Origin of the sequence: Kiloniella antarctica (genome assembly GCF_042682825.1) — a bacterium.
Taxonomy (GTDB): Bacteria; Pseudomonadota; Alphaproteobacteria; order Kiloniellales; family Kiloniellaceae; genus Kiloniella; species Kiloniella antarctica.
In genome coordinates, this window is sequence record NZ_JBHUII010000004.1 from 160,279 (window position 1) to 185,505 (window position 25,227).

The following is a 25,227-nucleotide window of genomic DNA, read 5'->3' on the forward strand; positions in this document are numbered from 1 at the left end:
TCATTCAAACACTTAAAGGGAATGATCAATGACTGTCAGAGTAACGCTGAACTGCCCATTAAAACAATCCAGCATTGTAGATCTCTTACCTTTCCTAGCAGAAAACCTGCCTAACGTAAGGGCTTTCGACGGAAATAAGAGAGTAAATATATTTATTGATAAAGCGAACAATGAAATGCTTATCGACGAAGACTGGTCTTCTCCTGAACATCATCAAAGGTACATGGAATTCATCAGTAATAACGGAATCATGGAGCAGTTAGCAGCCTTCTTAACCCTCCCCCCCACCATCAAGTATTTTGATCAAGTGGACATTTGACAATTCTAACACCCAAAAGATCGACAAGTGAAAGCCATTAGTATCCCATAATCATCAGGGCCCACATTTACTAATGGCTTTTCTCTTGTATGGGAGAAAGAAAGCCACCACAGATATCAAAAAAATTAGGATATCATTTGAGTTTTGAATAAAAATGCGTGTAACTATGCTTTTGCTAACAGAGCAAGATTATCCTCTCCTATGAACACAAATGCCAATGAACCCGATTTCTTTGGCATTTGTAGATAAATAACACGGATTTTTTCACTCAATGAATTTTCAGACACTTACAATTGTTGATTTTATTAGTTTTGGTGTATTTATTTCAGCATGGGTTCTTTATACGGCTTTTGCCGACCATAGTCCTTGGGCAAATCAGAGTCTGACCCACAAAATGAACCAATACAGAGAACGTTGGATGCAAGAAATGGTATCGCGCGATATGCGTATGATCGATACCACAATCCTTGGTAACCTTATGACCGGAATTGCCTTTTTTGCTTCCACTGCCATGCTTATACTGGGTGGTATCGTCGCTCTGTTGAGTAATGGGACAACTGTATCCCAATCGATTAAGCATCTGCCTTATGCGATAGATAGCAGCCCCGCCCTTTGGGAGTTTAAGGTGCTCGTGCTCGCACTCATTTTTGTCTATGCATTTTTTAAGTTTGCCTGGGCTTTTCGCCTGACCAACTATTGCAATATCATGGTTGGATCTGCACCTGTTAAAGAATCTGATAAATCAGAATTGGAACTCCATGCAAAATGCGCGTCAAAACTGAGTTGTCGCGCTGGCCACCACTTCAATCGCGGTCTTCGCGCCTTTTTCTTTGGTTCTGCTGCACTTGCCTGGCTTTTTCATCCTTTAGCGATGCTCTTTGCATCACTCGTTGTGGTATTGGTCCTCTATAGACGAGAATTTAGCTCAACAGCTTTACTGGCGATGAAAACTTAAGGTGTTCAAGTTAAATACAAAATTAATCATCATATTACTGTTATTATTGTATTTTCCAGCACAGGCCGCAAAGGTGACATTTGAAACTTCTTACTAAAACGGAGATTTAAAAACAGCACTCAACCTTTTAAAGAAATCGGCTCAACAGGGTGACCAAGAGGCCCAACTTACTCTTGGTATTGCATATTTCGATGGGAAATTTGGGTTCGAAAAATGAGCCAATCAAGGAAATATGATTAGCTCATTCTATCTGGGTCGCTCAGAATACTCTTTAGGAGAAAACTACTCTGAAGCGGTTAAATGGTTTGAAAGATCGGCAATACAGGCAGAAAAATCTTCTGAACTGAATTTTGAAATGATTGTTGCTTCTCACATGTTTATCAGTTTGATTTTCTTTGAAGAAAAAGTCCCAACAATCGATATCATGAATAGCCACAAATGGCTGTATGTTGCCGTATATTACGAACCAGATTATCCTGTAGATACTATATATTTATGGCCGAATCCCAACAATATGATCAAAAAAATCACACCTTTTATGACATATTCTCAGATAGAAAAAGCCATTCATTTAGCTGAAGACTGGATGGTAAAGCATTCTCGATAAGGCCAGTTCATAAATTCCAAGATCCCTTCCCTCCAAACCGTACAGCGATATAAGCCGCCCAACGTTTTAACCAGGGCATGCTGTCTTGTTTCGCCACGACCCTCAAGATAGCATCGGCGACAGCGCGTGAACCATCTTGTTGAGCGTATAAAAGATCATGTAAAGTTGCCGCCCTAAAGAACCGCGCATCAGCGCGTGGAATAAACCACCAAAGAAGGCGTGGGACAGACGCGCCGTCATAGTTAAAGCCTGCGGGGACATCGACCCTCATATTTCGAGGACCTTTAACCTCATGGCGACAGGCCGCAGTAAAAGGATTGGCCGGATCTTCTGGCGAGATCCAGACCAGCACCCCGTCTTTTGGACGCGATGCTCGAATCTGACTAATATTGTATTTGGGTGTGAACTCGTACCCATTAATCATTGGATTTACCCGCTGCATCCCAAGTTGACCATGCGTCAGTCATCTTACCTGTGACAATATCCCATTCAGCACGAATCTCTTCAGAGGTTTTATCGCCGTTCTGAACAGCATGGTACGCGCTAAAGGCAAACATGCCGACTTCGTACAAAGCGTTTAATGTTGCAAGTGCAGATACGTTCATGTTTCAGCTCCTTTTCGTATAGTCAACAAAGTAAATGCGGTGTTAGAAAGGATTGCTAATGCGCTCTGAAAATCAGTTACAGAGCCTTCACAGAGCGCGGCCGTTGAGGGGCGGAGTTCATCAACCAGCTTAATAGATCTTGTGGATAAATCGCCTGTTGCACGATATTCAGCCAGCACTTTGATTGTGGAGGAGATTCCATCACAGGTCAGTTGTAGTTGTTGTTCGCTCGAGAGCCTATTTCCTTCTGGCGTGGTGCAAGCAGACGTAAAAAAAGCCGCTCCAAGAGCGACTGCCGTTAGATATCTTCTCATGTTTAATAACTCCATGACGCAGGGCGATACGCATAAGGGTGCCCCTCGTCTATATGAATAAAACTCTTAGCAACCCCAATACCTTTAAATCGCATGTCGCTAATGCTGGTGAGTAATTCGTAACGCTGGACTTTGTGCGGAACAATATCAGCGGCCAAACCTAAAGAGTGCGCCCCGGAACGGGACTTCTTACGTTCAACAGGATGATTTTCACAGCGGTACCCGCTTGTGATCTTAAGGGGGCCAACCTTATTGCGAAGAGTTTGTAATTTTTCCATAAACTCAGGCGCCATGTCAACGAGGCCACAACCACAACGGCATTCAAATTCCGAAGCGGAGAAATTGGGATACAGTGACCAATTAAGCGGTTTCATTTGTAACCCTTTCCTCTTTCGATTTCAGATACTCCTGTCTAGCCTTGGCGATTCTAAGAGCAAGCAGCGCAATACCACCAATCCCAAGGATAACAGCAACTCCCATGTTGAAATGATGAAGCCAAAGAGGTGTGGATACGGCAGTCACACCAATAACCTTATCCATGCTGTCCCCCTTAATGTAGTCGATCATTGTCAAATCCAGTTCGCATCTTCAGACACGTTAAGCGCCAATAACTCAGCGTTTGATAGCATTTCAAGTTCGTTGGATTTCACTCGAATTTTTGAGATTTTATCCCGTTTGGCTTTAAGGTAATCAGCTTCTATTTTTTCTTCCAAAGACCAGGGGCGTTCGAGTTTTATCTCAATCAGTTCAATAGCTCTTTCACCGCCCGCAACCTGTTTCCACAAAGGCGTTATCTCCTCTATCCGTCTAGTGGCTTCTGCTTTAATGTCCATGATCTGTATTTGCCGAGCCTGTTCTGCTGGTTTATCTGTAACCGTCTGCGTAATCACCCACTCATCACCGATAACGCTACCTGGGTTTTCGGCTACCGTTTGAAATTTAGTCTGAGGCACTCGCTCCAATCGAACTGCCCGAAGATTCCCGCCATTACTCAAACTATATGGTAAGTTTTTAGGTGCCAAAACACTCCCAGAAAGCCCACATCTCTTAGCCAGACCCGGTATCCAAACACTAATAGGAGAGACAACTGAACCATTTTTCTCAATTACATATTTCATGAGTTAATTCCCTAATACAGCAGGAAGGTTCCCACCTCCTGCGACGTCAGCGATAGCCAACCCGATGTACGCCACACCTGAATTGTTCAAACCCCATCCTGTTGGCTGTCTAATTTTAATACCTTGAGACGTAATATCTATTCCATAAGTGAGTATGCTCTCTGTCGCAGATGTATCTGCATTCAAATAGCCATTCCTCTCATTCATTGGACTACGTTCGGTATCGACAATATACCAAGAAGATCCGTTGAGCCCTTTTATAAGCAGCCAACGAGCTTTGAAATTTAACGGAATAAAAGGTCCGTTGTTTACGTCAGCATTACCTTCATACCCGAAGACATGGCAAAGCCCTGGCACCGACTTGAAATTGTACGTGATAACATCCCCAATGGTCCAACTACCAGACCCGGAAGTTACGAGACCACTTGCCATACTTCTGAAAGTATCTCCCAAAGCTGATTGCCCCGTGGACGCATCTAGGGCCATATACCGTTGAGTGCTTCCACTCCTGTCGCTCATGTATTGACACCATACAGGCCATGACGAGCCAGCTTGGCCTAAGTCCTTGAGAATTGTTAACTCATGATCTTGAAGACCGATGCCAAATGTATCACCGGCTGCAAGTGTTGTCGCTCGTGCTATGGACATATAACCAGAGCTATCTACTATTACTTGAGAAGGAACAGTTCCATCGTTATTGGTTGTTTCTGTACCATCGTTGCCAAACATCCAATAGCCGTAATTTACGCCGTTCTCATTGTAACCGGACCCAGCATCCGCACCCAGAGAAATGACGTCATCACCAAAACTTACGATACTATCCATTCGCACTCCCTCAGTGCTGGTCGTATCTGAGAATAAGCCTTTCCCCGCCCCCCTCAGACGATCCTCAAGGCGGTGGCTATAAGCACTGGAACGCGCCTTCCCCCAAAAGAGGCCTGTCTTTTCAAAAGCCGTTGGAATATCACGAGCAGAGCTTGTACCTATCGAGAGATTGATATCAAACTTATCTCGACCATGATATTTAGGAGTTGGCCTGTTAGAGGACTTGAGTTCTTTAAAGCCTGTAGGAGGTGTATCAATCCATTCCCCTGAATTTCTCAATAATTTGATAGACGACTCCCCCGAAAACGAGCTACGTCCGCACATAAATGCCAGAGGTGTATTTGGGGTAAACGTAAACGACGGCGCGGTCTCAAGGGCAGGGTCTCCCTCATTCCAAGCACCCCCAACGACACCAAACCAGCCTTTACCAACATCAAAATTAATAGCTATTTTTAAATTTTCAAGATTGAACGTGGGCTTGCCAGAGGCTAAAGCCCCACCGATCCAGTAATCACCTACATCATGCCACAAATAAGCCCCGATAGGAGTTCCAAAACCGTTACTTGTTTCAGGTTTATTATTTTCATGAACACCAATATAGGTTGTGCCACCGTTAGTGATAACATCCATTTCAACATAAATTTGACCAGAATTTTGATACATTGACGAACGTGCGTAAGTCCAAAAAATAGTACCATAGCTACCAAGGGTAGCTAAACGCCCACCATCCGAAAAAGTAGGGATGCTACTTGTTTGATCAATATCTAAAGGGTTCCAAACCGGATAAGGATCACTTGGCGTATCTACTAATTGATCGTCAGAGGTAATCCCTGTGAGAGACCAATGGACCTTATTGCCAGCCGTAACTAAACCAAGGTTTGAGCTATCCTCAAAGATCAATTGGCAACCGTTGGGACCGTACTCAACATCATTCAAATCACCTGATGTTTTAAGGGTATCAAAATCGAGGCTTGCAGGACCAACAAATCCTATCGGGGCCGTATACTTCCAAGGACTATCGCCAAAGTTCCATTTCCCCCCAATAGAATTACCATAAGCCGCAGAGAAAAATCTAACATCACCTGCAGGTAATACATTCCATGCTGCCCCACTTGGATCACTTCCAACCCATGTACCATCAACACTTAGCCAGATTTCGTTTGTCGTAGTATCGACAGCAACACCGAATACAGACGTTGCAGATATAGTTGGTCCCGTAGCAACTTGTGTACCATTAGTGAGGGTTTGCATCGTGGTCGAGCCATTTGCATACGCAAGCTTATTCGATGAACCAATTGTGGCTATACTAGAAAGCTTTTCACTATCTAGGACCACGCCTAAATCAGTATTCATTAAACTGTTGTTTAACCGTAGCTCCGCATATGCTTTGTCTTTAATAACGAAATTACTATAGGCAACACCCCAATTATTAGCCGTATTAGTCGACGTTAATTGTCCATCCTTTAATGCGGGAGAGTTATCGCCAGGGTTAAGCTTACAACGCTTAAGGTCCGACTTAGCGGGTTCTTTGAGGGGACCGTAACCTGGAACAGAATGAGTGTAGTCAGTCTGTCCAAAATTAATCAGAACTCCCTGCATATTGTAAAGAGAGATATAGAACCTGAAGTCTTCTTCGCCTGAGAAGCCATAACCACCAGTACCGGCAACAGGATCTTGCCCCGTGATAAACACCCCATCGTAAGCGAAGTAGAGTTTTTTGGCGTCCATATCGATATAATAAGAAGACACGCCGCCGACTTTCGGTGTTGTAGGCGCACCAACTGTAGGATTTTGAGTCACCCCACCAATATAAGAAATCATTCCCGATAACCTGGCGAAGTATATTCCCGCTGAACCAGCCCATGGTAACCCGATGTATTGACCGACCCCTTGGGAATGATTAGAGGCAGGGGCAACACCTGCCTGAGCATCCTCAGCATCAGTTGTAATCAACTCGACGAGAAATTTACCCGTCTTTGGCAGAATGTCAGAATGAATACTATCCCAAGAGGCAGCCGCACGTTCAACATGCGGTCCTTCGTCTTTAATTACGGAACTACTCGCGGGATCGTTACGATGTAATCCAATAAACCGCTCTTGCGTTCCCTCAGTCGTGAACTTCTTGGTCGTCGTGATGACGTTATTACCATGTGGAACATTTTGGGTGCGGTAGTCAATCATCTCTTGTGGTGTTAGAACTTCACCATCGAGAATTACAAAGTCAGAGATGTTGGCCTCAAGTGTGCCGACTCCACCGTTGTAAGCCCCGATTGAAATCGATTGTCCCGCCCAATTAAGGTGCGAAAGCCAATTTTCATTCGGAACTGCGTTCCCATCCCATTGATCAATCTCCTGATCGTTGTGAACCATCTTTATGGTTCTGGACACACTATCAAAAGCAATCCCTATAAAAAACCACTCAGAATCACGGAACTTCTTAGTAGAGACAAAATTACCGCCTGACGCTGTGCCGTTGTAAACAAGCCTGTCGCTGCTGTCGAAATACCACTGACTTTGGTTGCTGGCGTTGAGGATGTACTGGGCGGCACCAAGCCTGACCCGACGCACATTACACATAATCGTAAACTGACGACGATTACCCGTGACAGAAGGCGTGATGGTTAGTTTTTTACCAGCAGACAAGGCGAGGGAATTGGTAAGGTCGTTCTTCCAACCGCCGCCATCACCGCTATAAAGTGCTCTCATTCCAGCACCTCCAGGGCGACACGAGCGACGCCGTTTACGGTCGACATATGCATGATCGTGATCACGCCATCGCCTACACCGAATGTACCTTTGATATAATCAAAGCTTGAGATATCAAGCACCCCAGCGGTCGGGCCATTGGTCATCCAGATATCAACCGAGTTATTGTTGACTTTATCCGCGGTAATCACCCCTGCACCATTATTAGTCATGGATGTCAGAAAGGTCTTCGTCAGATCAATAATCGGGTTATCGGTGGTATTTCCGTACGAATTTACTTCCGTCGTAAAGCCGGCACTCAGAGCCTTCGATATATCCGATAGCAAAACCTTCTCTGTCCCGGTCAAACCGGAAAAGGGATGGGTGTGCGCCTGCCCCGTATCTGCCGCGAGCGTAATAAGCCCCTGCACGGTATTTAACAGCGTGCTAAAACCAACGGATGATGTCACCAGCTTGCCATCAGCGTCGTAATAGGGAACCTCGTTCGGCACCGGGGCCGGGAATTGTAATTCATCCCCGCTATAGGAGACAGGAAGCTTGATCGCCAAACCAATTTGATCGGCTTGTTCCTGGTTCTGAATGGTCAGAAGATCAACAGCGGTTTCAATAACATCCGCAGGCATTCCATCCGATATGGCAAGGTCCGTCTGCTGCTCCAGCGGCGTTGCCCCCAAAATGGTGATGATTTCCCCAACCAACGGGGCCGTTGAAAAGGTAATTGCCCCTCCATTGGCTGTCCCGGCCCCACTGACGGCAGAGGGAACAACAACGTTCTCAATTCCAGCCAGAGACGTAACCACAACTTTCAGGTGACTGTCGGCCAAAAATTTGAAAGGCACGGCAAAAACCGCCGTAGAGCCATCTCCGCTATAGGAGGCTCTCCGCGGTGTCGCAGAAATTGTCATATCAGATTTTCCCAATAAAAAAACCTCCGCTAAAAAGCAGAGGTTGAGACCTGTTTATCCAAGAACGATTATAGATGGTGAGAAGAAGAGCTACAATTCATCATGCTCTCATCATTTTTCCTGTAAAGCTGGAGACAGTAAGCTTGAAATCAATGTCTTTGGAGTAATATTACCAGTTATACCGTCCCAAATGTCAGCATCAGGATCATAGGCGAGACGAGCAATCAACGCATTCACTCCTCCTTCCACTGCATCTTTTAAAAGTTGAGTTCCCTGATTTTTTAGAATTTTATCGACAGGTATTCCCGTTTTCTTAGAGATCGCGAAGACACTTCCAATAACACGATTGGCAAACCACTTCTTGGCAGGTTCTGGCAAAATTTTGACGAGCTTGTCTACTTTTTCAATTGTAACACCGATAACAGCTCCACCAAGAACAGCTAGAGATTTTTCTTTTGCGTTAGCTTGACTATTTTCTGCTCGAATCTTTTGCTTGTGAGCCCCATCTCCTGCTGCCATGACACCAGCCATAACAGGATTAATCGCTGAAATTCCAATTTTGGTTAATACTTCGCCAGTATCATAGGCAAAATCAGTTATCCAATGTTGTTGATCTGGTTTAAGTTTTTCTGAGATGTCAACAACTCCATCTCCAACAGTATGGAACCCGTTACTTATAGCTTTTGAAGGATCAAGCATCCACCCAAGACGGTTTTCTTCTAAAAAGGTCGAGAATACTTCAGGCACTATCTCCTGAAATTGTGTTTCAGAAATTTGGCCTGAACGACGTAGAAGTACACTGGGCCACAAAGCAGGAAATAAAGAGGCCTCTATTGCTCCGGGAGACAACTCATCAATTGCTTCTATGATATCACCTAGTCCGCTAATAGAAGAGCCTATAGTGTTAAGTCCTCCCGCGGCCCCTGCGTTGACAATATCAACAAGCCCGGGAAAGTCTTGCTGAGATAAATCTGGAGGACTGATTGTTCCCTTCGCAATGAGTTTACCCAGTACTGTTGCAACTTCGTAATGTTCTAAAGGTCTAGGACCATTGAACCGAGTGCTATGTTGCTTTCTTTTGTTTACTTGCTGTTCAACTGCTTCATAAACAGCCAAAAAGGTTTGTGCGTAATTACCTTCAGAATTTACGTCATATCCGCTAGAAATAACGTCTTTGATAATCGAATAATTTATCTTTTCCTCGGCGCTGGGAGGCCTAGACCGCATTTCTTCTATTCTGGTAATATCATCTTCGTAATACTTATTCGTACCCAAAGAAGGATTGCCTTTTTTAAGAAGATCTGGAGCAGTCATCCACATCTCAAGATTTGCAACCATTGACTGAGCATGCCTCTCATCAGTGGGAAGTACGGAAACATAATTCTCGGTGTTAACTAGCCCTACCCCGGGAATATTCGTTACAGATCTTGTCACTCTTCCAGATGCATCGACAAATCCTTGGCCCGGACTACCACTAACGATCCTGGTTGATTTGAATGAATCCTCAACAAATCCAACATCAGGATCATACCTCAGATAACTCTGCTCATTTGGTTCGCCCGGAAGGCGTTTTTTACTGACAGGGCCTTCAACAATATTTCCATCTTTATCAGTCACCACAACTTTATAGCTCGGCTTGCCTGTTTCTTCTTCGTCCATAGATGTTTGTTCATCTGCAACAAACGAAACAGTACTCCCCTCTGGAAGGTCTAACTCTTTTTCAACTAATCTTTTAAATTCGTCTTCACGGTTTTTCTCCTCGATAACAGAATCATTACTTTCCGAAATTTCATCATCAAGGTTACTGCTATAATTTTTAACTCCTGTAACAGGAATAAGTGAACCAGACCCAATCCCGTAATCATCGCCACTAAATGCGGGAGGTACAGGAACTCCAAACGGAGTATTTGGTTGAGTTACGAAGCCCTCATTTTCGAGATCAACGACTTCACCACCATCGCGCATCGTATTGACAATCTCTTCGACTTCAAAAGGACCAGCCTGCTTTTTATTAAGCTGTTCATACTCTTCAATGCGCTCATCAAGTCGCGTTCGAAAGTCTGCAAAGTTGGCAGTTTCAAGCTCATCGCGTCCGTTACGACCAGTAATTTCTTTCCACGTACGCAAAGCCAACCTGTCGCGTAACTTGAAATGAGCGGTTTCGTATGGATCTGGCTCGGCTTGTTGCATGGCCATGACCTGGCCAATTTGCTTTCGGCTTAGATCTTTAAAATAGTGGGACAGATCCAACCTCTGAAATGCTTCAGGATCGGAAACACGTAACGACTTGATTTCATAAAGAGCCTGAGTTCCCTTTCTGCGGGTAAAATCGTCCCGTGCAGGCCCTCGCTCTATATGTGTCTCAATTTCACGGCGGAGATTCTCATCCGCATCCAGTGGAATATCTGTAACCTCTGCATTTTCACCAGTTTCGAGAATATTACCCCAAGCCGCATAGCGGCTTTCACGTATGGCTTCTCTTTGCGCACGCGCTCTAGCTCGTTCTTGGCTCTTGAACAAAGATAGCGCTTCATTTGCCAGATCAGAATCAGGATGAAGAGACATTTCCTGAAACTGTTCTTCGGCAGACAAACCAGCCGCCGCCATATCGTCAAGAAATCTAACCGCACCTTCTTGTCGCAACCCCTTGGTCGTAAGATCCTGAAAGTAGGCTTTATCCACACCATCTACATAACGATCTATATTGATCCGGGCACCGGTTGCAGGATCTATACCGTCCAACAAGGTTTGTAGTGCACCGTAATTTCCTTGTTTGGCATGTCCTTGCAATGCAAAAGACAAAAGACTTTTCCGTGCTTGCGCGCTTTTTTCAACGGCTGCATCTCGACCTATACCGGGTGCGAGGTCGTTAATCGAGCTATCAATAACAACGATTGCATCTGTCAGTGTACTGGGATCAGCCTCAACACCCGAATTGTATTTTTCAATATGGCGATCAACGGTCGCGTGAATTTTTTCAGCTAATGCCTGCTTTTGAAAAGCCCCCAAGGCTTCTTGGTCATACCCAATTTTCTCATCAAGCTTCCTATTGAACATTGTTGCCGTTTCCGGATTATCAAACTCTTGCCGTGCCAAGATTTCGCTCTTCTTTTCCGCATAGGCAGTACTAACTTCCTGACTTATCTTATCTGGCGATTTTCCTGCAAAACCCAATTGATCACGAACGGCTTGATAAATACCCGAAGTAAACTCTGACAATTCCTCATAAACATCCACATCACGCAATTTTTCTTGTAGATATTTCGATGTATCATCGAGGCCAGATTTCAGCTCACCGCCAAGACCTTCGAGCTTCTTCTGGACATCTTCATCGGATAACGTATCAGACAAAGCACCTAATCCATTGGCAACAGAATTAATGTTTTCCTCAGGCAGCGAAAAGCCTGCGCTTGATGGCGCGCGGCTGTCAGGAATATTTGGCATTTTATTTCCTCAAGGGAACGAGCAACAAAAAAAGCCCCCGCAATCATGCTTGAGCATTTTGTTGTTCTGTAGTTTTCAATAAATCAATATTTCAAAAAGCAATAACTTCGACAGAATTTAATCCCTGCGTGATCGATATGTTTTTGCCTGCAGTATAGTATTTCCTGCACGACCATTTAATAAACCAGAGGAACTATTTTTCTGGCGGTCAGCCTGACTTTTCCGTTCCATCCTCCTCCACACACGCCGCTGTCTTTTCTCTTCAAGCGCTTCCAATAAATGGCTTTCATTGATTTCATCACTGTCAATAACGTCTTCTGGTTCACCTAAGAAAAGTTTCTTTATTTTCTTCTGAACACTTTTCTTCCCTAGCGTTTTTGACAGAGAATTTAGTCCGTCCGAAACCGCATCTATCTTTTCATCAGGCAAAGAAAAACCTGCGCTGGCTGGCGCACGACTATCAGGAATATTTGGCATTTTGAGGTTACCTTGAAAAATCGAGCAGCAAAGCTCAGGACATAAAAATAGGCCCTGCAATTTTGCATGGGCCTTTGATGGTCTTTTATTTATAAGGTCGTATTTTTTAAACTTTAAATCAGATTTAATCGTTAGCTATCGCGAACAGATTAACGAATTTAAGCATGTAACAAAGCATTGTGTGCATAGTTATTCAAAAAACTTGGAGGGTTCGTGTTTTTGTCAATATCGTCATCAAAGCCTTCTGCTTCAACATCGTTAGTTTTTATTAACTGCCTCATCTGTTGAGTGTCATCTGATATCCGATTTTGCATATTTTCATCACTAGAGAAAATTTCTTCAGGTTCCTGCACGACAATTATTTCTTTGCTCTTATTACTGCTAGAATTATCCCCACTTAACGATTCAAGCGATATAGTTGTACTTGTTTTCTCTTGAAGTTTATTGAGCTCATTAACTTCAATATTTTTTTGTTGGGGACTAATCTTTTTATTATCCGGGGCAATAAAAAGAAACGTGTCTGACTTCTTAAAACCATTGGACAGCGCTCTTGCTTCTTCTCTCTTAATCTTTTCAACTTCTTCTTTGCTAACCCTTGTGAACTTTGTAAATTCAGAAATAGGCACAGAATAGGTACCTCCAGGCACACTGTTTTTATTATATTCATCATTAGATGGATATAATGTGCGACCAGGGCTAACAAGGCTCCCCATTGATTCATTTTGCCCTAAAAACACTCTCTCTTGATGTGCTCTGTAATAGCTTCCGTTTCTGTCTACATAAATATCTGAGAAATCAATATAATGGGCAGTATCCGCAATAGATACTCTCTTTTTTGTTGGAGATAGCCTAATTGCAGCTTCGCTTGTTGGACTTAGCTTATGATGATCATATTTTGCTTTATCATACCGGGTATATTCTTTGAAATATGCATCTGGAGTTACAGGGTAAAGAGATTTCACATCAGGAGGAACAACGACTTCCTCACCACGCTCTTTCACCTTACTATAAGGATACCACTTCTTAAGAAACTTAAGTTCTGGTAATTCTTTTAATTTTTCAGAAGCAGGCGGCGTATATTTAAAATCTGCCATGGTTATTCATCTCTCATTTTTTTCTTTTTTTGATCTTCAATCAAGTCTTCCTCAAACCGCTCTTTTGCAAGCCGCTCTGAAGCACGCCATCGCTGCCTTAACTCTTCACGAAACCCTAAATATTCATCAAACCATTCCAGATCTTTTGCAAACGCCTGACCTTCAGGTGTTTTTAGATATTCCTCTTCTTCCCGAATACGGTTATTCATTATTTTCTGTTCATAAACCAAATACTTATCTGCCAGATCACGAGAACCAAAAACCTCTATATAATAAAAATAATGGCTGACTTGAATTCCCAGGATACTTTCTATGTTTGTCAAAAGACCTGTCTTGCTCTTACCGCAAATGAAATAATCAATGTTTTGCAGATGATTGAACCCTAAATACATGACAACCCGTGCAAACTGCTCAAATACATCAGAATTATCATAACCACATGATATTGCACGAGAAATAACTTCTTCTTCTACAACATTTTGTTGGGTAGAGTAGAGCATTACTGTTTCGGAATAGCGAAATATTTTCCGAATACACAATTGCATTTCAAAGCGTAAATGTTTTTTTCGGAACGCCTCATCAATATCCAGAAAAGGGCCATAGGATTCATATAAAAAGTTATCTGAAGTAAACGCACACGAATTTTTAAATCTGCTAAAATTCCATGGATATCGATCTATATGTTCATTAGAGATATCAATAACATTGTCTAGGCTACTATCAGTTACTTCCAGCTCTTCTTTGGAAATCAGAGTTACCAGTTGCGAAACGTTTAAAACTTTTCCTGATATGGAATAAACAATGGCATCTGTTGATCCGGTATTTTCAGCATGTACGACAGAATGTAAATAGACCGATAACATCAATAAAAAAGTTGAGATCGTCGAAAGATTACAAAATTTTAAAATCATCATTTATCCATTTGACAGAACGGAGCGTTATCTTGAGTGTCTCAAGCCTCTAATCATCTACTCTATATGTTTTGAAAATTTTCGAATAGAATTATTAAACTCAACTTCACTCTTCATAGTCTAAAATATACACTAAATTTCTACCATAAGAATTATAAAGTAAATCCATCCAAATCTAATAACGCTTTGGCGCATGAGGAAAGCCCATGAGAAACAACGACTGTCTTTCGTCAGGCAAATAAAACCTGCGCTTAATAGCGCACGACTATCCGGAATATTTGGTATTTTGGCGACCTTGAAAGAGCGAGCAGCAAAGCTCAGGACATAAAAATAGGCCCTGCAATTTTGCATGAGCCTTTGATAATCTTTTATTTATGAGGGCGTATTTTTTTAGGCTTTAAACCAGACTTAATTTTCAGCGACCACGAACAAATTTATCGAAGAACTTGAGGATGTAACAAAGCATTGCGTGCATAGTCATTCAAAAAACCTGGAGGGTACGTCTTTTTATCAATATCGTCACTATTTAGCAACTGCCTCTTCTGTTGAGTGTCTTCTGATATTCTTTTTTGTATATCTACCTCACTAGAAACAATTTCTTCAGGCTCCCCCCAGTAACTCTCTCCAATACTTTTGTTTTTACTTTCGTCAGAAGCTTTTAGGTTTTCAATTTTTGCCTCAGGTAAATTTTGCAACCGATCACTCAGGGCTTGTGTGTCTTGTCTATCACCAATTACTTTTCGGTGAACAGGTACCAATTGAAAACTATCCGTATCCTTATGGTTCTCAACCCAATCTTTTAAATTTCGATCTGCGTACCCCCAAACATCTTTTACATATTTCAAATTGTGTTCTTTGAAATACCCTGTGCCAATTCCCACCGTAAGTATGTGATATTTTCCTTCCTTCATAACAATTGACCGCTGGACTACGCCTGGATCAAGAAAGTGAAGATTTGTCGTATAATTAGTTACAACATTCGGATTAGCAGACGAGTGTCTCACAAATCCGGGGCCTGCAAATTTTAGGTATTTAGGACCAAATGCTATGGCAAAAGAGGCAAGTGCAGCCTGTAATGTCCCAATATCTACGTCAGTAATAGGTATTCCAAGATCATTTAAAAAGCTATACTCATGATAATCTTCATGCCCTTTTTGAATATCAATGATATCATCAAAGGCAGTATCAAAAAAATTATCCTGATCAATTATTATTTCGCCGTTATTATCGGTTACAAATGTAGCCGTACCGTCATCATTAAGTCGCCACCTGTCCGACATTGTCAGTTCTTTTTCTTGAATAAAATTTAGAATAAAGCACTGCGGTAATCCCACCTTTAAACAGGTTGATCAAAAACTCTTTAGTCCATATTTCATATCCGCAATCTGTACGAACATTATTTATAATAACGTCACAATCACGAGTACTATACCCAAAACTCGATGATCCTTCTCTTGGAGACATATATTGGAATAGACTTTGAATATCTGACCAGACAAACCCAATCAGAAAAACTAACAAGAGCACAGGAAACCGCTCATTTCCAAAGAAATTCAAGATAAGACACGCGACTAAGACTGGTAATGATTTAGGTAAAAGAAATAATAAAAAATAAAGAGTATACTTTATAAATACATCAAGCACCCCTTCCCAAATCGTGTAATTTCCTCTTGAATATCCAGATGACGTTGAAAAGAAAGCATCATAAATTTCTTCAATAATTTGAGAAGCAAGCATAAAAATCCAGATAACAAATAGTGCCATAAAAAGGGCTTTTTATACTCTTTTGAACTCAAATTGATTTACGATATTTTTTATACCATTCGCGAACATCTAATCTCTCATTTCGTAGGAAGCTTATTAAGAGAAAAAGGATCTAAAAAGTTTCCTCATACCTCATTCTTAACAAGATTTTCTACTACCAGTACACTTTTAATTTTGCATAATTTACTCATATTAATTATCTCAACGATTAAGCTATTCACTTAAGCCCGTTCAAATAACTCGTTCCGGCATTAAGAAACCCGCCTATTGCTGAATTACGACCTGCGCGTTTATAGGCCTTTGCCTGTTGATCTCCAGCATAGAGAATATTGCTTACTTCTTCGGCACCAAGATTTTCCGTCTCTTCAATAAGCAACGCCGGGCTGCCCTCAATTTTCAAACCTGCCGCGGCAAAATTGGCGCGTTGTTGTCCTGCAAGCCTTTGCGTATTTCTTTGGCTAACCCTCGCATCCAGAGCAGCCTGACGTCGCGCCAGTTTTGCCTGTTTCTTGGCGCGTTTTTGCTCAGCAAACCCTTTAAAGAGCGAACCACCCATTCCCAATGCCGAAGCAGCTGTTAGTCCAGTTGCTCCCAGCCCTCCAATTAATCCGAGTGCAGGAGCAGCAGCTCCTAAAACCTTACCAACGCCTTTAAATAAATTCTTGAAAAATCCCATAAACTTATCCTTTTGATTCTACTACTGCGATCCGTGCTCTTATTATAACTAGTAACGATTATTGGACCCGCATATTGATCTGTGCCATTTCATCAAAACATTTTCAGGATTGATTTCCAGATAACCTAGGCAGAATTAAATTTTGTAAGCTATCTGTTTTCTTGTTATTATATGTACAAGATAAGCTCCAGAGAATACCCAAACAAAACCATTGTACTGTCCAACAACAGGGGATAATCTGGCTTCGGCTACAGACCGAAAGATCTAACATGTCCTGGATGCTCAGAAAGCTTTCACAATTTCATGAAACACACATCTGGGTCTACAGGGTGGCTTCTTGGTCATTCGCTCTCCTGTTTGCCCTTTGCCTTCTTTTGGCTTTTATATTCTTAACTCCTGCCGATATCTTGCGTGCGGGAAGGGATGTCAGGCCACCAGAATTACAGGCTTACAGTCAATATAGAGATATTTTTCTGACTCTCGGTTTTTTCATCTTTCTCTTTACCTCCCTGACAATCACGCTGCTGGGGCCCTTCTACCTGAAACACAAACCTGTAACGGATGCTTTTTTAAAACGCGCCAAACAACAGATTTGCAGAATCACAAAAAACTCCAAACTCATCAGGTCATCTCTTTGGTTTGCCATAATTATCTGGCTTCTTACCGGGAGTATTTTTACACTCTGGCTCCTATCTGGCAGCTACCCACCAGACTTGATTGAAACTATCCGTCTGCTTTATGGTAATGCGACTGCGGAGCATTTCACAAACTCGATCCATCACCTGTTTTACCATTTTCTGTTGATCGGATGCGTATCAACACTCGGCCCAGTATTTCTTGCAGGTTACTTCCGTCTTAAAACAAAAGGAGAATACTGAAGTTTACCTTCGAGATAAATTTTCATAATCACATCTACTGGGTTCAGATTTTTATTCTTCTTGTTCATTGCCGCATCGCGGCCAACCCGGTTGTTATGAGATCTTGAAGTTCGCTTTGGTCATTATCATCATCTAACCCAACGTATCCCAAAGGAAAAGACATCCTTTCGTGTCCGTCTGTTATTTCTTTTGCTCCCTTAACACCATACCTTTTCGCCAAGAGGTAGCTACCTAATGCATGGCGTACAGCATCCTGAGCATCATCATACCCTTTACCCTTGGGCAATAGCCGTCTGGCGGTTTCTTCAGCCACTTTGATAATATCCCTTGGATCTCCATAGGAGAGGAAATTACCCACATCCCCAGAACCATTATCTGGATCATAGTTCAAAAATCTATAATATTGCTCTTTATTTACAGGCTCCGATGTAGGCAGAGGAAGTGTACCATATCTTCCATTGTACAACGCGTTTCCTCTTGCGGATAATCGCTTTTGGGATTTACTCGTTTTCTCCCTGTTGTCTCATTTTCCGTAAATCTATGTTCCAGAAAACTCATATTTTATCCTTCTGACTGAACTTCTGTAATCAGTGATCTGATTGTGGCTGGTAGGGGCTGTTGCGCCCGGATGTATATTTGTGCTTTGTCGTCAAAGCCATTTTCCGGGTCGATTTCCAGATATCCGGTATAGAGATCCGGTGATTGTCCGAACGGTGTCGATCCATCGCGGAATATATGGCTTTGTGTGTCGCTCAAACTATCCCCGGCTTCGATGGTCCCGGTGTTCATGACGTCAACGCCCATGGAAACCACGCGTTTTTTCTTGCCCCGGCCCGTACCATTTTGTAGCGCGACAATAGGAGACAACGGCTGAACCACTGATTGATAGGGCAATCCGGCAGTAATTTTTTCCCCTGTACGGTTATTCAACAATGTAACCGTGCCATCACTTGCAACCGTTGTACGTGGAGAAACCTTCCCATCGTGCAGCATATCAACTTCTTCGCCGATTAGATGGTTAAAGCCGTTGATCATCCCCGCTGCCACACCGTCATAGGTGCCCCCGCAATCGACAAAAAAAGCATCCTTTTTATCATCGCCGTCATCGAATACAGCTTCCATAAACTCAACATGCCGAACGATACTACCGTTCACCTTACGTTTGACCACCAACCATAAAACCTCGCGTTTGGCCTCATAGGTTACAGCAACTGTTTCAACTTCTCCCCAAGCATGATCATCCGTAGATCCACCAAGTTTGTGACGATGAAAGGCAACGACTTCCTGTGATTTTTCGTAGGTTACCCCGATCAGTTGACCGTCATCGCGCACCATCCAGATAATTGAGTCCGGATCGTTGACCATGTCCATATCCTTGATCCCCGTTCCCGTAATGTGCTGGGAAAGGAAGGTCTGGTCTGGCGCAATAAAGCTATCGCGCTCAAAGGAGAAAACAAATTCGTGCAGCCGTTTACGGTTACGACTTAAAAACAGGGCGACCTCCCCCTTTTGGATCGGGGGAATAGCAGCGGAACCTTCTGTGGTATGACGGCGGTTGATCACCGAGGTTACTGTCAACGCCTCATTGGCGCTTGATCCACTGAGCGTACGTGTTGCACCTGATGTTCCCATCATCAAAGCGCGCCCTTCAACCATCCACTGAATGTGATTGACCTGCCCGGCTTTGATGGTCGCCTTAAAGGCATCATCCGCATTGGTGCCAAGCGTGAAGTTTTTTTCGTCAGATGTCTTTGATGTCCAAATGGTTTGCGGCTGATCCGGGGGCGACGCAAAAATGGACCGCTGCTGATAAAAAGAACAGCGCCTTGGATAATTGCCCGCCTTCCACTCCGCAGGTTTTCCCGTAAACACAATATCCGCTATCGTCCAGTTATTGTGATCTTCTCTCTTTAGCTCTTTTGGCGGATGATCCTTGTGCACAATCCAGAGGCTGTTTTCTGTTTGGGTAAAGACCAACTCAAACAACTGTGCCTCGGTATAGGTCGTCACAATTTCGTAAGGGGTATCGTCTTTTACGATTTGCCCGAAATCACGATAAAACCGCATGTAAAGATCGCCGACCTCGATGACATAGGCATCTTCGGTTGAATATTCGAATGATATCAAACGACATTGTTTATCAGGAAATTTTGCTGGTGTAACAAACCGGGTTCCCGGACGTCGGGTCATGCCACCATGGGGTAGCACGATCCAGTTTTCGCACAAGGCCAGACCCGTTTGATAAAGCTGGGTGTCTTCACGCCCATGGAGCCGTGGGGTAATTTCCCCACGTACAAAGCTTGCTTGAAGGGTACGAGGTGGCATCAGTTTCGTGCCTCCAACCAACTTGACGGCGCGATTTCACTTGTCCCATCTTCCATCATATCACTGGCTTTTGCCTGCGTGAGGTCGTTGCGATAGAGACCAAGTGCCGTATTAAGTTTGGATTGTGACCCCGTTAAGACCTCTGCCAAACGAACCGCAAGCTGCCCCGAAATGGCTCTACGAAGATCCGGCGGCATATCTGACGGGTCGACATTCCGACTGATATACCGATAATAAAGCGGTGCATTCAGATGACAGAGCACATACCGCCCCTCAAGTGTGTATTTGACGGCAAGGCCATCCATCTCGCCGTTCGTGGTGATGGGAAGGGCCTGAATATCATCAACTGGACGTCGATAGCGCTTCCATTCGCCAAACGCAGGAACTTCGGCAGAAGCCGCCAACTTGACCCGCCGTATGGCACAACTCCAGGGATAAGCACGCAAGACAGTCTCGACAGCTTGGGGATAGGCAATTTTACACTGCCGCGCTTCCTTGCTGCTTTCTTCCAGACTGACAATGGACTTGTCCCCCAGGATCTGCAAAGCATCCCGGCAGATTTCAACCTTGCTGCTCATCTATCTTCCTGACCAAAGTTATAAAAGAAAATTCACGTAAAATGGGAGGCCGTCTCAAGGACAAAACCTCCCATTTTTATTTCAGACTAGCGATATTATAATCGCTAGCGATCAGCTACGCTTTTTCCATCCAGCTAGAAGAAAAATGCACCTTGTCGCGCAACTCAAAGGCATCACCTTCTTCACGGAGTTGAGCACCGTAATACCCAAGGGCAATTGCTCTAACCTTCAAGGCAATCACCTCAGGTTCTTGAGGAACTGTTTCTTCAAACATTGCTTTATAGTTCCCTTTAGGGCTCACGCCTTTGAGTTTTGGCTTCTTACCGACAGTTCCGGTCTTGCGACCAGCTTTTGCCGCTAACACCATTAACTCTGTACCCCGGCTACAATCGCAGCAGAGATTTTACCCGCACTCGGGTTGGTGCCCGATACGGTATAACGCAAACGCATATAACGCTCATCCAGACCTTTTGGCAGGATATGGAACGACGTCTGTTTTCCTGCCACCAGATCTGCCCGCACAATAGATTGAGAAAGAACTTCACGTGCAGACGAGAACCCGGAATTATCATCAACCTCAATCGCAATTTTAAGCGATGTCAGGTTATTGAAAGCCTCTGTCACCTGTACGTTAAGGGGTACAGCTGTGCCATCACCGGGGTTAGAAGGCAGAGCAACAGAAGCTCCGACAACCGTGTCCGTTGTGCCAAGGTCCAGAATGTTCGTTGACGAAGCAGTTCCTGTAATCGCCTGCTGGTCAGAGAACGTGAGTTGTTTACTGTGGATCATGTTTTATCCCTCTCTCAATTAAGCAGACAGAACGCGTGCTTCGGAATTGAGCAACGCATCAGTTTCACGAATTGGAATACCGCGATAAGTCAGCACTTCCTGACCTTCGAGTTCGCTGTCTTTCAACCGAACAAAATTATCGCTTGCGCCTGCATTGGTGGCCAAGGCATCCAGAGATTCCAAAACATCACGGTTACAGTAAATAACCTGACGACCACCCGCCGCATCACCCCGGCGAATACGGGACTGGAGCTTGTAATAAGCTTTGCGCATGAAATCATAGAGTTTCACATTGCCAGCGGACATTTCAGACACATCAATGTTGGCGACACGGGAAACATAACGCCAATCCTTAACAGCCAATCCAAGGTGCCATGTGAACTTTTCTTCTTTCACATAATAAGGGTTACTGTTTTCATCCAGCACACGTTGACGGCCCATGTCGTCACGTTGAAGGCCCGCTTTTGTGCCTTGTGGATAAAGTAGATGACAATGACGATCACCCCAGGTCACAAACCAAATTGATGTGTTATCAGAACCAACACCGCCCGCATCAATAACCTGTTCACCTGAACCGCCGCCACCAATGGTATTAAAGCGCGAGGAAAGGCCCTTGAACTTTTCAGGGGTTGTCGCCGTGTCGTGATAGAAAAGACCAGAAGCTGCTTCCTGGTTCATTGATTCCATGAACGCCATGGCTTCATTGAGGCGAACCCCGGCTTCATTTTTGGCCAAATGCAGCACACGTTCATCAATCGTGGCCAGCGCTTCAAGATAGCCCGTGGTATCTGTAACTTGCTGTTGCTTTGCTTTTGATTGGGAAATGCCCTGATAAAGCGCCCCCCAACTGACAGATGGCAGACCCGTACGGATGGTGTGCAGGTGTTCGGACCCCTTGTTGCACTCCATTGCAATCGCATCATCCAGAATTGGATTTTGCTGCTTGAGAAGCTCAATAATCGTTGCAGTAGATCCGTTTGGATCAGTCTGTTTGTAGATGTCGATCAGATCGACAAAGGTATTTCCAAGTGTAGCCATGATTAGCCTTCCTTAGTAGATGATGGGTAGAGAATTTCCGCTGCAGATCTATTGCGTCGGGATGCACCGGCTCCGCCGGGGCTGCTGTCCTCTACCAGGGAGAGGCCAGCTTTATGAAAGGCGCGTAAAACGACCGGGTCATTTAAAACCCCCGCTTCGCTCAACACACCTTCCAGTTCAGAACCGCCAAAGGCTTTAAGGGCACGGTTGGCCGTTCTGACATTGGTATCCATGTTTGAACCCCACTCTTCACGCAGCGCGGAAGTGGTGTCCTCTATTTGTTGTTCCAGATAGTGTTGTTGCTCACGCTCCATCGTTTCATACGACTGGGATTTTGCCTGAAGATCCAACTCGGTCAGGGCTTGGGCCTGACTTGGCGAAAGCCCGAGTGCGTGCGAGAGCTGGCTAATAGCACTGGTGTATTCTTTCCACTCACCGCCGCTCTGGTCTTCGCCCATCTCTTTGGGAATAACCAGTTCATACCCCTCAGGGCTATCCGGCACGCCGAGGGCTTCATAAAAGGCGTCGATTTCATCTTCGTTCGCACCTTCACCCGGAAGTTTGATAAAACCCTCAGGGTTATCAACTGAACCTTCCCGGTTATTCGTTTCCAAATTCTCGGAACCTTCAGGCTCTCCATTTGAAGAAGGCGCATAAATATCAGAATTTGTTTCAGACCCCTTATCGCCTTCTCTGGTATCTTCAACAGGCGATTGCTCATAAAAAGACCCGCTATCTTGCGATGCGGGCTGATCAGAGTATCCTGATGAATAGTGGGGACTTGCCCCTCCTGATGAAGGGATATCGTTTGAAACTAGGGTATCACTCATTCTTGCATATCTTCCTCTTGTAATAGATAGGCAGCTTTCGCCAGTTCCGCCCGAAGGTCAGCGCTGACAGAAGCCTTGCGGAGAATGTCAAAGACGATGGCGCGCTTGCCATCGTTAAAAACAGAAGGGCCACCTGGCGCTGTCGCCTCAAATGCCCCGGCCTGATCCAGTATGTCAGCGAGAACCAACTGTCCGTCAGAAGTCGCAAAAAGCCGGCCATAAGCATCGATCAACTCATGTTGTTTCTTCAACGAAAAGGACCAACCTTTAAGCATTAAACTGCTCCTCTCTACCTTCAGGAATTTCGCCACCTGCTATTTGATTGGGATCAATACCTGCGGCACCAAGTGCTTCCATTATCGGCAAAGCTTTACCTGCAGTATCAATTTCTTGTGCCTGTTGCGCAGCAAGAGCTTGTTGTTGTTCAGCTTCAATTTTCGCTTGCCTACTGGCTTGAACCTCTTCTGCCGGACGCATAAGATCAGCCGGCATACCGTTGATATCAGCACGCGCCCGAATGATCTTATCGTGATCAAAGTTATCCATAATCGTCGGGTCAAACTGTGCTTGCTGAGCGGCAGTTTCCAATGTTCGCTGTATCCCCACATCCTCGGCGGCACGCCTGAGCTTTGCCATTGGGCTGCTAAATTTTAATGACAACTTACGTCCTTGAAGCGCTTCCGGCCTCGGCGGCAAATCAATAATACCGTCCGCAGCTTGGCGTTCCAAAATGGCATTTTCCCGCATCACTATTGAAGCCAGCATTTCTTCTTGCTTGGCAAACGGGGGACCGATCAATTCGTTCTTTTCCTGTGCCCGTAACGCCGCTTCATAAGCGGTCATGTCCGGCTTGTTCACTAGAATTTGCCAAAGATCCCCATAAAAATTTGCCGAGATATCCATTTGCTTTTTGGCAATCAACTGTTCGCCAATATCTGGTCGTGCTCCTGTGATAATCGGCTGGATCTTTAAGCGCCCGTCGTCTGTTACCAGATCTGGATTAATCGCATTGGCGCTCAAATTCAAACGCCGCTTGAGCTTTTGTACCGTCGCAAAGGCAGGTGATACGGCCTGTTCTGCTGCGGCAATCGTTGTCTTGTTCATGATGTTGAGCTGCTTGATATCCGGCAGGGCCATCATGCCCGGCCCCCATCCATAGGCCTGTCCGTCACTTTCAACAAAAGAAGACGCATGGATCGGAAATTCATAATAACCGGATTGCCTGAGAACGTGGTTATGTCCTTTAAGCACATGCACCGACGGCCAAGGAAGTTGGGTTATCGTGTCGCTCGCAAGCGCAGGATCAATCGCGTGGATCAGCTCAAACTTTTCTTCCAACTGATCTGGTCGATCCATCCGCATTCTCAAGAATTCAGGTAGGTTCTCCACACCAAAATCTTGAATTATCTGTCGCAAGGTAAGCTTATACACCCGATAGAACGTATCCACTTGCCCCCAGGCCGTTGTCGCCAGAAAACATTCGATTATCGGGATCATACGATATCTGATCGGGGGAAGATCTTCCCCACCGGGACCACGGCTAAGAACTTCTTCGGTCATGAGAACCTGATTGCCATAGCAGCCAAGAGAACGAAACATCCGTTGCGTATTGGCGACAAAGCCCGATTGCGCCATGTAACGAACAGAAAACAGCTTTTTTGTGCGCGCTTCTGCCCAGGCCTGAACCTCGTCATTTTCTTTAAGCTCATCATCCATTGGCATAAGACCATGCCAGATAGAGCCTCGCGGGATAAGCAGGCTCTCAATCGCAGCGGCAAAACGTGCCAGATCCTGCAAGGGACGAGAGCTATACATCTTCGACATATCGCCCATTTTTCCCTCGAGGATCGATCCAAAAGGATCTAACCGTTCGGCGGTTTCCTTCCAGATCACCTCAAACTTCTGCCGCTCTTGCTGCAATGCGCTCTGGCGGTTGATCACCTTCTCAGCAAGTTCCATAAGATCTCCAGTCAGGTTGCTCCAAACTTGTTGGAGTTTTAATAACAAAAGCCCCCACAATAAGTTGTAGGGGCTTAATTCTGCTCAAATATAAAGTAACAAAAATTAGT

Annotated in this window: 28 protein-coding genes; 4 read left to right on the forward strand and 24 right to left on the reverse strand. The window is 44.4% G+C overall.

What is annotated here, in order from left to right; genetic code table 11:
- Nucleotides 1–28 precede the first annotated feature (28 nt).
- The 3 genes from ACFSKO_RS07700 to ACFSKO_RS07710 all read left to right on the forward strand — a co-directional run bounded on the left by ACFSKO_RS07700 (nucleotide 29) and on the right by ACFSKO_RS07710 (nucleotide 1,881).
- Nucleotides 29–319: a putative quinol monooxygenase gene (locus tag ACFSKO_RS07700; protein ID WP_380250142.1), complete on the forward strand. Its 291-nt coding sequence runs from the start codon at nucleotides 29–31 to the stop codon at nucleotides 317–319.
- A gap of 271 nt (nucleotides 320–590) precedes the next feature.
- The gene (locus ACFSKO_RS07705; RefSeq protein ID WP_380250144.1) at nucleotides 591–1,274 is read left to right on the forward strand and encodes a DUF599 domain-containing protein; all 684 of its coding nucleotides are present in this window, start codon (nucleotides 591–593) and stop codon (nucleotides 1,272–1,274) included.
- A gap of 232 nt (nucleotides 1,275–1,506) precedes the next feature.
- Nucleotides 1,507–1,881 carry a hypothetical protein gene (locus ACFSKO_RS07710; protein ID WP_380250146.1) on the forward strand — a complete coding sequence of 125 codons (375 nt, stop codon included), beginning with the start codon at nucleotides 1,507–1,509 and terminating at the stop codon, nucleotides 1,879–1,881.
- Nucleotides 1,882–1,888: 7 nt separating this feature from the next.
- On the opposite strand, the gene ACFSKO_RS07715 is transcribed toward ACFSKO_RS07710, so the two are convergent.
- From ACFSKO_RS07715 to ACFSKO_RS07785, 15 genes are all read right to left on the reverse strand, one after another.
- The gene (locus ACFSKO_RS07715; RefSeq protein WP_380250148.1) at nucleotides 1,889–2,305 is read right to left on the reverse strand and encodes a DUF1353 domain-containing protein; all 417 of its coding nucleotides are present in this window, start codon (nucleotides 2,303–2,305) and stop codon (nucleotides 1,889–1,891) included.
- A complete protein-coding gene (locus ACFSKO_RS07720) occupies nucleotides 2,298–2,486 on the reverse strand; it encodes a hypothetical protein (protein WP_380250150.1) in 189 nt (62 codons plus the stop codon). The genes ACFSKO_RS07715 and ACFSKO_RS07720 overlap by 8 nt, the downstream gene beginning before the upstream one ends.
- On the reverse strand, nucleotides 2,483–2,800 hold the full coding sequence (locus tag ACFSKO_RS07725; RefSeq protein ID WP_380250152.1) for a hypothetical protein: 318 nt from the start codon (nucleotides 2,798–2,800) through the stop codon (nucleotides 2,483–2,485). The genes ACFSKO_RS07720 and ACFSKO_RS07725 overlap by 4 nt, the downstream gene beginning before the upstream one ends.
- A gap of 2 nt (nucleotides 2,801–2,802) precedes the next feature.
- On the reverse strand, nucleotides 2,803–3,174 hold the full coding sequence (locus ACFSKO_RS07730; protein ID WP_380250154.1) for a D-Ala-D-Ala carboxypeptidase family metallohydrolase: 372 nt from the start codon (nucleotides 3,172–3,174) through the stop codon (nucleotides 2,803–2,805).
- Nucleotides 3,161–3,367 carry a hypothetical protein gene (locus tag ACFSKO_RS07735; RefSeq protein WP_380250156.1) on the reverse strand — a complete coding sequence of 69 codons (207 nt, stop codon included), beginning with the start codon at nucleotides 3,365–3,367 and terminating at the stop codon, nucleotides 3,161–3,163. The genes ACFSKO_RS07730 and ACFSKO_RS07735 overlap by 14 nt, the downstream gene beginning before the upstream one ends.
- A 2-nt stretch (nucleotides 3,368–3,369) precedes the next feature.
- The gene (locus ACFSKO_RS07740) at nucleotides 3,370–3,918 is read right to left on the reverse strand and encodes a hypothetical protein (RefSeq protein ID WP_380250158.1); all 549 of its coding nucleotides are present in this window, start codon (nucleotides 3,916–3,918) and stop codon (nucleotides 3,370–3,372) included.
- Between the two features lie 3 nt (nucleotides 3,919–3,921).
- Nucleotides 3,922–7,449, reverse strand: coding sequence for a DUF7483 domain-containing protein (locus tag ACFSKO_RS07745; RefSeq protein WP_380250160.1), 3,528 nt, complete (start codon nucleotides 7,447–7,449; stop codon nucleotides 3,922–3,924).
- Nucleotides 7,446–8,354, reverse strand: coding sequence for a hypothetical protein (locus ACFSKO_RS07750; protein WP_380250162.1), 909 nt, complete (start codon nucleotides 8,352–8,354; stop codon nucleotides 7,446–7,448). Before ACFSKO_RS07750 ends, ACFSKO_RS07745 begins: the two co-directional genes overlap by 4 nt.
- A gap of 111 nt (nucleotides 8,355–8,465) precedes the next feature.
- Nucleotides 8,466–11,798 carry a hypothetical protein gene (locus ACFSKO_RS07755; RefSeq protein WP_380250164.1) on the reverse strand — a complete coding sequence of 1,111 codons (3,333 nt, stop codon included), beginning with the start codon at nucleotides 11,796–11,798 and terminating at the stop codon, nucleotides 8,466–8,468.
- A 117-nt stretch (nucleotides 11,799–11,915) separates the two neighbouring features.
- On the reverse strand, nucleotides 11,916–12,275 hold the full coding sequence (locus ACFSKO_RS07760) for a hypothetical protein (protein WP_380250166.1): 360 nt from the start codon (nucleotides 12,273–12,275) through the stop codon (nucleotides 11,916–11,918).
- A gap of 158 nt (nucleotides 12,276–12,433) precedes the next feature.
- On the reverse strand, nucleotides 12,434–13,369 hold the full coding sequence (locus ACFSKO_RS07765; protein ID WP_380250168.1) for a hypothetical protein: 936 nt from the start codon (nucleotides 13,367–13,369) through the stop codon (nucleotides 12,434–12,436).
- Nucleotides 13,370–13,371: 2 nt separating this feature from the next.
- Complete coding sequence (locus ACFSKO_RS07770; RefSeq protein WP_380250170.1) at nucleotides 13,372–14,283, reverse strand: hypothetical protein; 912 nt, start codon at nucleotides 14,281–14,283, stop codon at nucleotides 13,372–13,374.
- Between the two features lie 431 nt (nucleotides 14,284–14,714).
- Nucleotides 14,715–15,560, reverse strand: a complete 846-nt coding sequence (locus tag ACFSKO_RS07775; protein WP_380250172.1) for a hypothetical protein — start codon at nucleotides 15,558–15,560, stop codon at nucleotides 14,715–14,717.
- Complete coding sequence (locus ACFSKO_RS07780; protein WP_380250174.1) at nucleotides 15,538–16,044, reverse strand: hypothetical protein; 507 nt, start codon at nucleotides 16,042–16,044, stop codon at nucleotides 15,538–15,540. Before ACFSKO_RS07780 ends, ACFSKO_RS07775 begins: the two co-directional genes overlap by 23 nt.
- 217 nt (nucleotides 16,045–16,261) lie before the next feature.
- Nucleotides 16,262–16,720 (reverse strand): hypothetical protein, encoded by a 459-nt coding sequence (locus tag ACFSKO_RS07785; RefSeq protein ID WP_380250176.1) that lies wholly within the window; start codon nucleotides 16,718–16,720, stop codon nucleotides 16,262–16,264.
- A gap of 269 nt (nucleotides 16,721–16,989) precedes the next feature.
- Between ACFSKO_RS07785 and ACFSKO_RS07790 the strand changes: the two genes are divergently transcribed.
- Nucleotides 16,990–17,598, forward strand: coding sequence for a hypothetical protein (locus ACFSKO_RS07790; protein ID WP_380250178.1), 609 nt, complete (start codon nucleotides 16,990–16,992; stop codon nucleotides 17,596–17,598).
- Nucleotides 17,599–17,662: 64 nt separating this feature from the next.
- Here ACFSKO_RS07790 and ACFSKO_RS07795 read toward each other — a convergent pair whose 3' ends face one another.
- The 9 genes from ACFSKO_RS07795 to ACFSKO_RS07835 form a co-directional block, all read right to left on the reverse strand.
- Nucleotides 17,663–18,064, reverse strand: coding sequence for a DUF6973 domain-containing protein (locus ACFSKO_RS07795; protein WP_380250180.1), 402 nt, complete (start codon nucleotides 18,062–18,064; stop codon nucleotides 17,663–17,665).
- A gap of 95 nt (nucleotides 18,065–18,159) precedes the next feature.
- The gene (locus ACFSKO_RS07800; protein WP_380250182.1) at nucleotides 18,160–19,923 is read right to left on the reverse strand and encodes a phage tail protein; all 1,764 of its coding nucleotides are present in this window, start codon (nucleotides 19,921–19,923) and stop codon (nucleotides 18,160–18,162) included.
- Nucleotides 19,923–20,501, reverse strand: a complete 579-nt coding sequence (locus ACFSKO_RS07805; RefSeq protein WP_380250184.1) for a phage connector family protein — start codon at nucleotides 20,499–20,501, stop codon at nucleotides 19,923–19,925. The genes ACFSKO_RS07800 and ACFSKO_RS07805 overlap by 1 nt, the downstream gene beginning before the upstream one ends.
- 115 nt (nucleotides 20,502–20,616) lie before the next feature.
- The gene (locus tag ACFSKO_RS07810) at nucleotides 20,617–20,868 is read right to left on the reverse strand and encodes a hypothetical protein (protein ID WP_380250186.1); all 252 of its coding nucleotides are present in this window, start codon (nucleotides 20,866–20,868) and stop codon (nucleotides 20,617–20,619) included.
- Complete coding sequence (locus tag ACFSKO_RS07815) at nucleotides 20,868–21,290, reverse strand: Bbp16 family capsid cement protein (RefSeq protein WP_380250188.1); 423 nt, start codon at nucleotides 21,288–21,290, stop codon at nucleotides 20,868–20,870. The genes ACFSKO_RS07810 and ACFSKO_RS07815 overlap by 1 nt, the downstream gene beginning before the upstream one ends.
- Nucleotides 21,291–21,308: 18 nt before the next feature.
- Complete coding sequence (locus ACFSKO_RS07820; RefSeq protein WP_380250190.1) at nucleotides 21,309–22,328, reverse strand: major capsid protein; 1,020 nt, start codon at nucleotides 22,326–22,328, stop codon at nucleotides 21,309–21,311.
- Between the two features lie 2 nt (nucleotides 22,329–22,330).
- Complete coding sequence (locus ACFSKO_RS07825) at nucleotides 22,331–23,158, reverse strand: hypothetical protein (RefSeq protein WP_380250192.1); 828 nt, start codon at nucleotides 23,156–23,158, stop codon at nucleotides 22,331–22,333.
- Nucleotides 23,155–23,433, reverse strand: coding sequence for a Bbp19 family protein (locus ACFSKO_RS07830; protein ID WP_380250194.1), 279 nt, complete (start codon nucleotides 23,431–23,433; stop codon nucleotides 23,155–23,157). Before ACFSKO_RS07830 ends, ACFSKO_RS07825 begins: the two co-directional genes overlap by 4 nt.
- Complete coding sequence (locus ACFSKO_RS07835; RefSeq protein WP_380250196.1) at nucleotides 23,426–25,117, reverse strand: portal protein; 1,692 nt, start codon at nucleotides 25,115–25,117, stop codon at nucleotides 23,426–23,428. Before ACFSKO_RS07835 ends, ACFSKO_RS07830 begins: the two co-directional genes overlap by 8 nt.
- Between the last annotated feature and the right edge of the window lie 110 nt (nucleotides 25,118–25,227).

Excerpts from the sequence above, each read along its gene's own strand:
- ACFSKO_RS07815 (WP_380250188.1), bottom strand. The coding sequence starts at position 21,290 with ATGATCCACAGTAAACAACTCACGTTCTCTGACCAGCAGGCGATTACA.
- ACFSKO_RS07755 (WP_380250164.1), bottom strand. The coding sequence starts at position 11,798 with ATGCCAAATATTCCTGACAGCCGCGCGCCATCAAGCGCAGGCTTTTCG.
- ACFSKO_RS07715 (WP_380250148.1), bottom strand. The coding sequence starts at position 2,305 with ATGATTAATGGGTACGAGTTCACACCCAAATACAATATTAGTCAGATT.
- ACFSKO_RS07700 (WP_380250142.1), top strand. The coding sequence starts at position 29 with ATGACTGTCAGAGTAACGCTGAACTGCCCATTAAAACAATCCAGCATT.
- ACFSKO_RS07770 (WP_380250170.1), bottom strand. The coding sequence starts at position 14,283 with ATGATGATTTTAAAATTTTGTAATCTTTCGACGATCTCAACTTTTTTA.
- ACFSKO_RS07800 (WP_380250182.1), bottom strand. The coding sequence starts at position 19,923 with ATGCCACCTCGTACCCTTCAAGCAAGCTTTGTACGTGGGGAAATTACC.
- ACFSKO_RS07835 (WP_380250196.1), bottom strand. The coding sequence starts at position 25,117 with ATGGAACTTGCTGAGAAGGTGATCAACCGCCAGAGCGCATTGCAGCAA.
- ACFSKO_RS07720 (WP_380250150.1), bottom strand. The coding sequence starts at position 2,486 with ATGAACGTATCTGCACTTGCAACATTAAACGCTTTGTACGAAGTCGGC.
- ACFSKO_RS07710 (WP_380250146.1), top strand. The coding sequence starts at position 1,507 with ATGATTAGCTCATTCTATCTGGGTCGCTCAGAATACTCTTTAGGAGAA.
- ACFSKO_RS07760 (WP_380250166.1), bottom strand. The coding sequence starts at position 12,275 with ATGCCAAATATTCCTGATAGTCGTGCGCCAGCCAGCGCAGGTTTTTCT.
- ACFSKO_RS07775 (WP_380250172.1), bottom strand. The coding sequence starts at position 15,560 with ATGTCGGACAGGTGGCGACTTAATGATGACGGTACGGCTACATTTGTA.
- ACFSKO_RS07725 (WP_380250152.1), bottom strand. The coding sequence starts at position 2,800 with ATGAGAAGATATCTAACGGCAGTCGCTCTTGGAGCGGCTTTTTTTACG.
- ACFSKO_RS07745 (WP_380250160.1), bottom strand. The coding sequence starts at position 7,449 with ATGAGAGCACTTTATAGCGGTGATGGCGGCGGTTGGAAGAACGACCTT.
- ACFSKO_RS07810 (WP_380250186.1), bottom strand. The coding sequence starts at position 20,868 with ATGGTGTTAGCGGCAAAAGCTGGTCGCAAGACCGGAACTGTCGGTAAG.
- ACFSKO_RS07805 (WP_380250184.1), bottom strand. The coding sequence starts at position 20,501 with ATGAGCAGCAAGGTTGAAATCTGCCGGGATGCTTTGCAGATCCTGGGG.
- ACFSKO_RS07740 (WP_380250158.1), bottom strand. The coding sequence starts at position 3,918 with ATGAAATATGTAATTGAGAAAAATGGTTCAGTTGTCTCTCCTATTAGT.
- ACFSKO_RS07765 (WP_380250168.1), bottom strand. The coding sequence starts at position 13,369 with ATGGCAGATTTTAAATATACGCCGCCTGCTTCTGAAAAATTAAAAGAA.
- ACFSKO_RS07820 (WP_380250190.1), bottom strand. The coding sequence starts at position 22,328 with ATGGCTACACTTGGAAATACCTTTGTCGATCTGATCGACATCTACAAA.
- ACFSKO_RS07705 (WP_380250144.1), top strand. The coding sequence starts at position 591 with ATGAATTTTCAGACACTTACAATTGTTGATTTTATTAGTTTTGGTGTA.
- ACFSKO_RS07830 (WP_380250194.1), bottom strand. The coding sequence starts at position 23,433 with ATGCTTAAAGGTTGGTCCTTTTCGTTGAAGAAACAACATGAGTTGATC.
- ACFSKO_RS07735 (WP_380250156.1), bottom strand. The coding sequence starts at position 3,367 with ATGATCGACTACATTAAGGGGGACAGCATGGATAAGGTTATTGGTGTG.
- ACFSKO_RS07750 (WP_380250162.1), bottom strand. The coding sequence starts at position 8,354 with ATGACAATTTCTGCGACACCGCGGAGAGCCTCCTATAGCGGAGATGGC.
- ACFSKO_RS07825 (WP_380250192.1), bottom strand. The coding sequence starts at position 23,158 with ATGAGTGATACCCTAGTTTCAAACGATATCCCTTCATCAGGAGGGGCA.
- ACFSKO_RS07730 (WP_380250154.1), bottom strand. The coding sequence starts at position 3,174 with ATGAAACCGCTTAATTGGTCACTGTATCCCAATTTCTCCGCTTCGGAA.
- ACFSKO_RS07785 (WP_380250176.1), bottom strand. The coding sequence starts at position 16,720 with ATGGGATTTTTCAAGAATTTATTTAAAGGCGTTGGTAAGGTTTTAGGA.
- ACFSKO_RS07780 (WP_380250174.1), bottom strand. The coding sequence starts at position 16,044 with ATGGCACTATTTGTTATCTGGATTTTTATGCTTGCTTCTCAAATTATT.
- ACFSKO_RS07790 (WP_380250178.1), top strand. The coding sequence starts at position 16,990 with ATGTCCTGGATGCTCAGAAAGCTTTCACAATTTCATGAAACACACATC.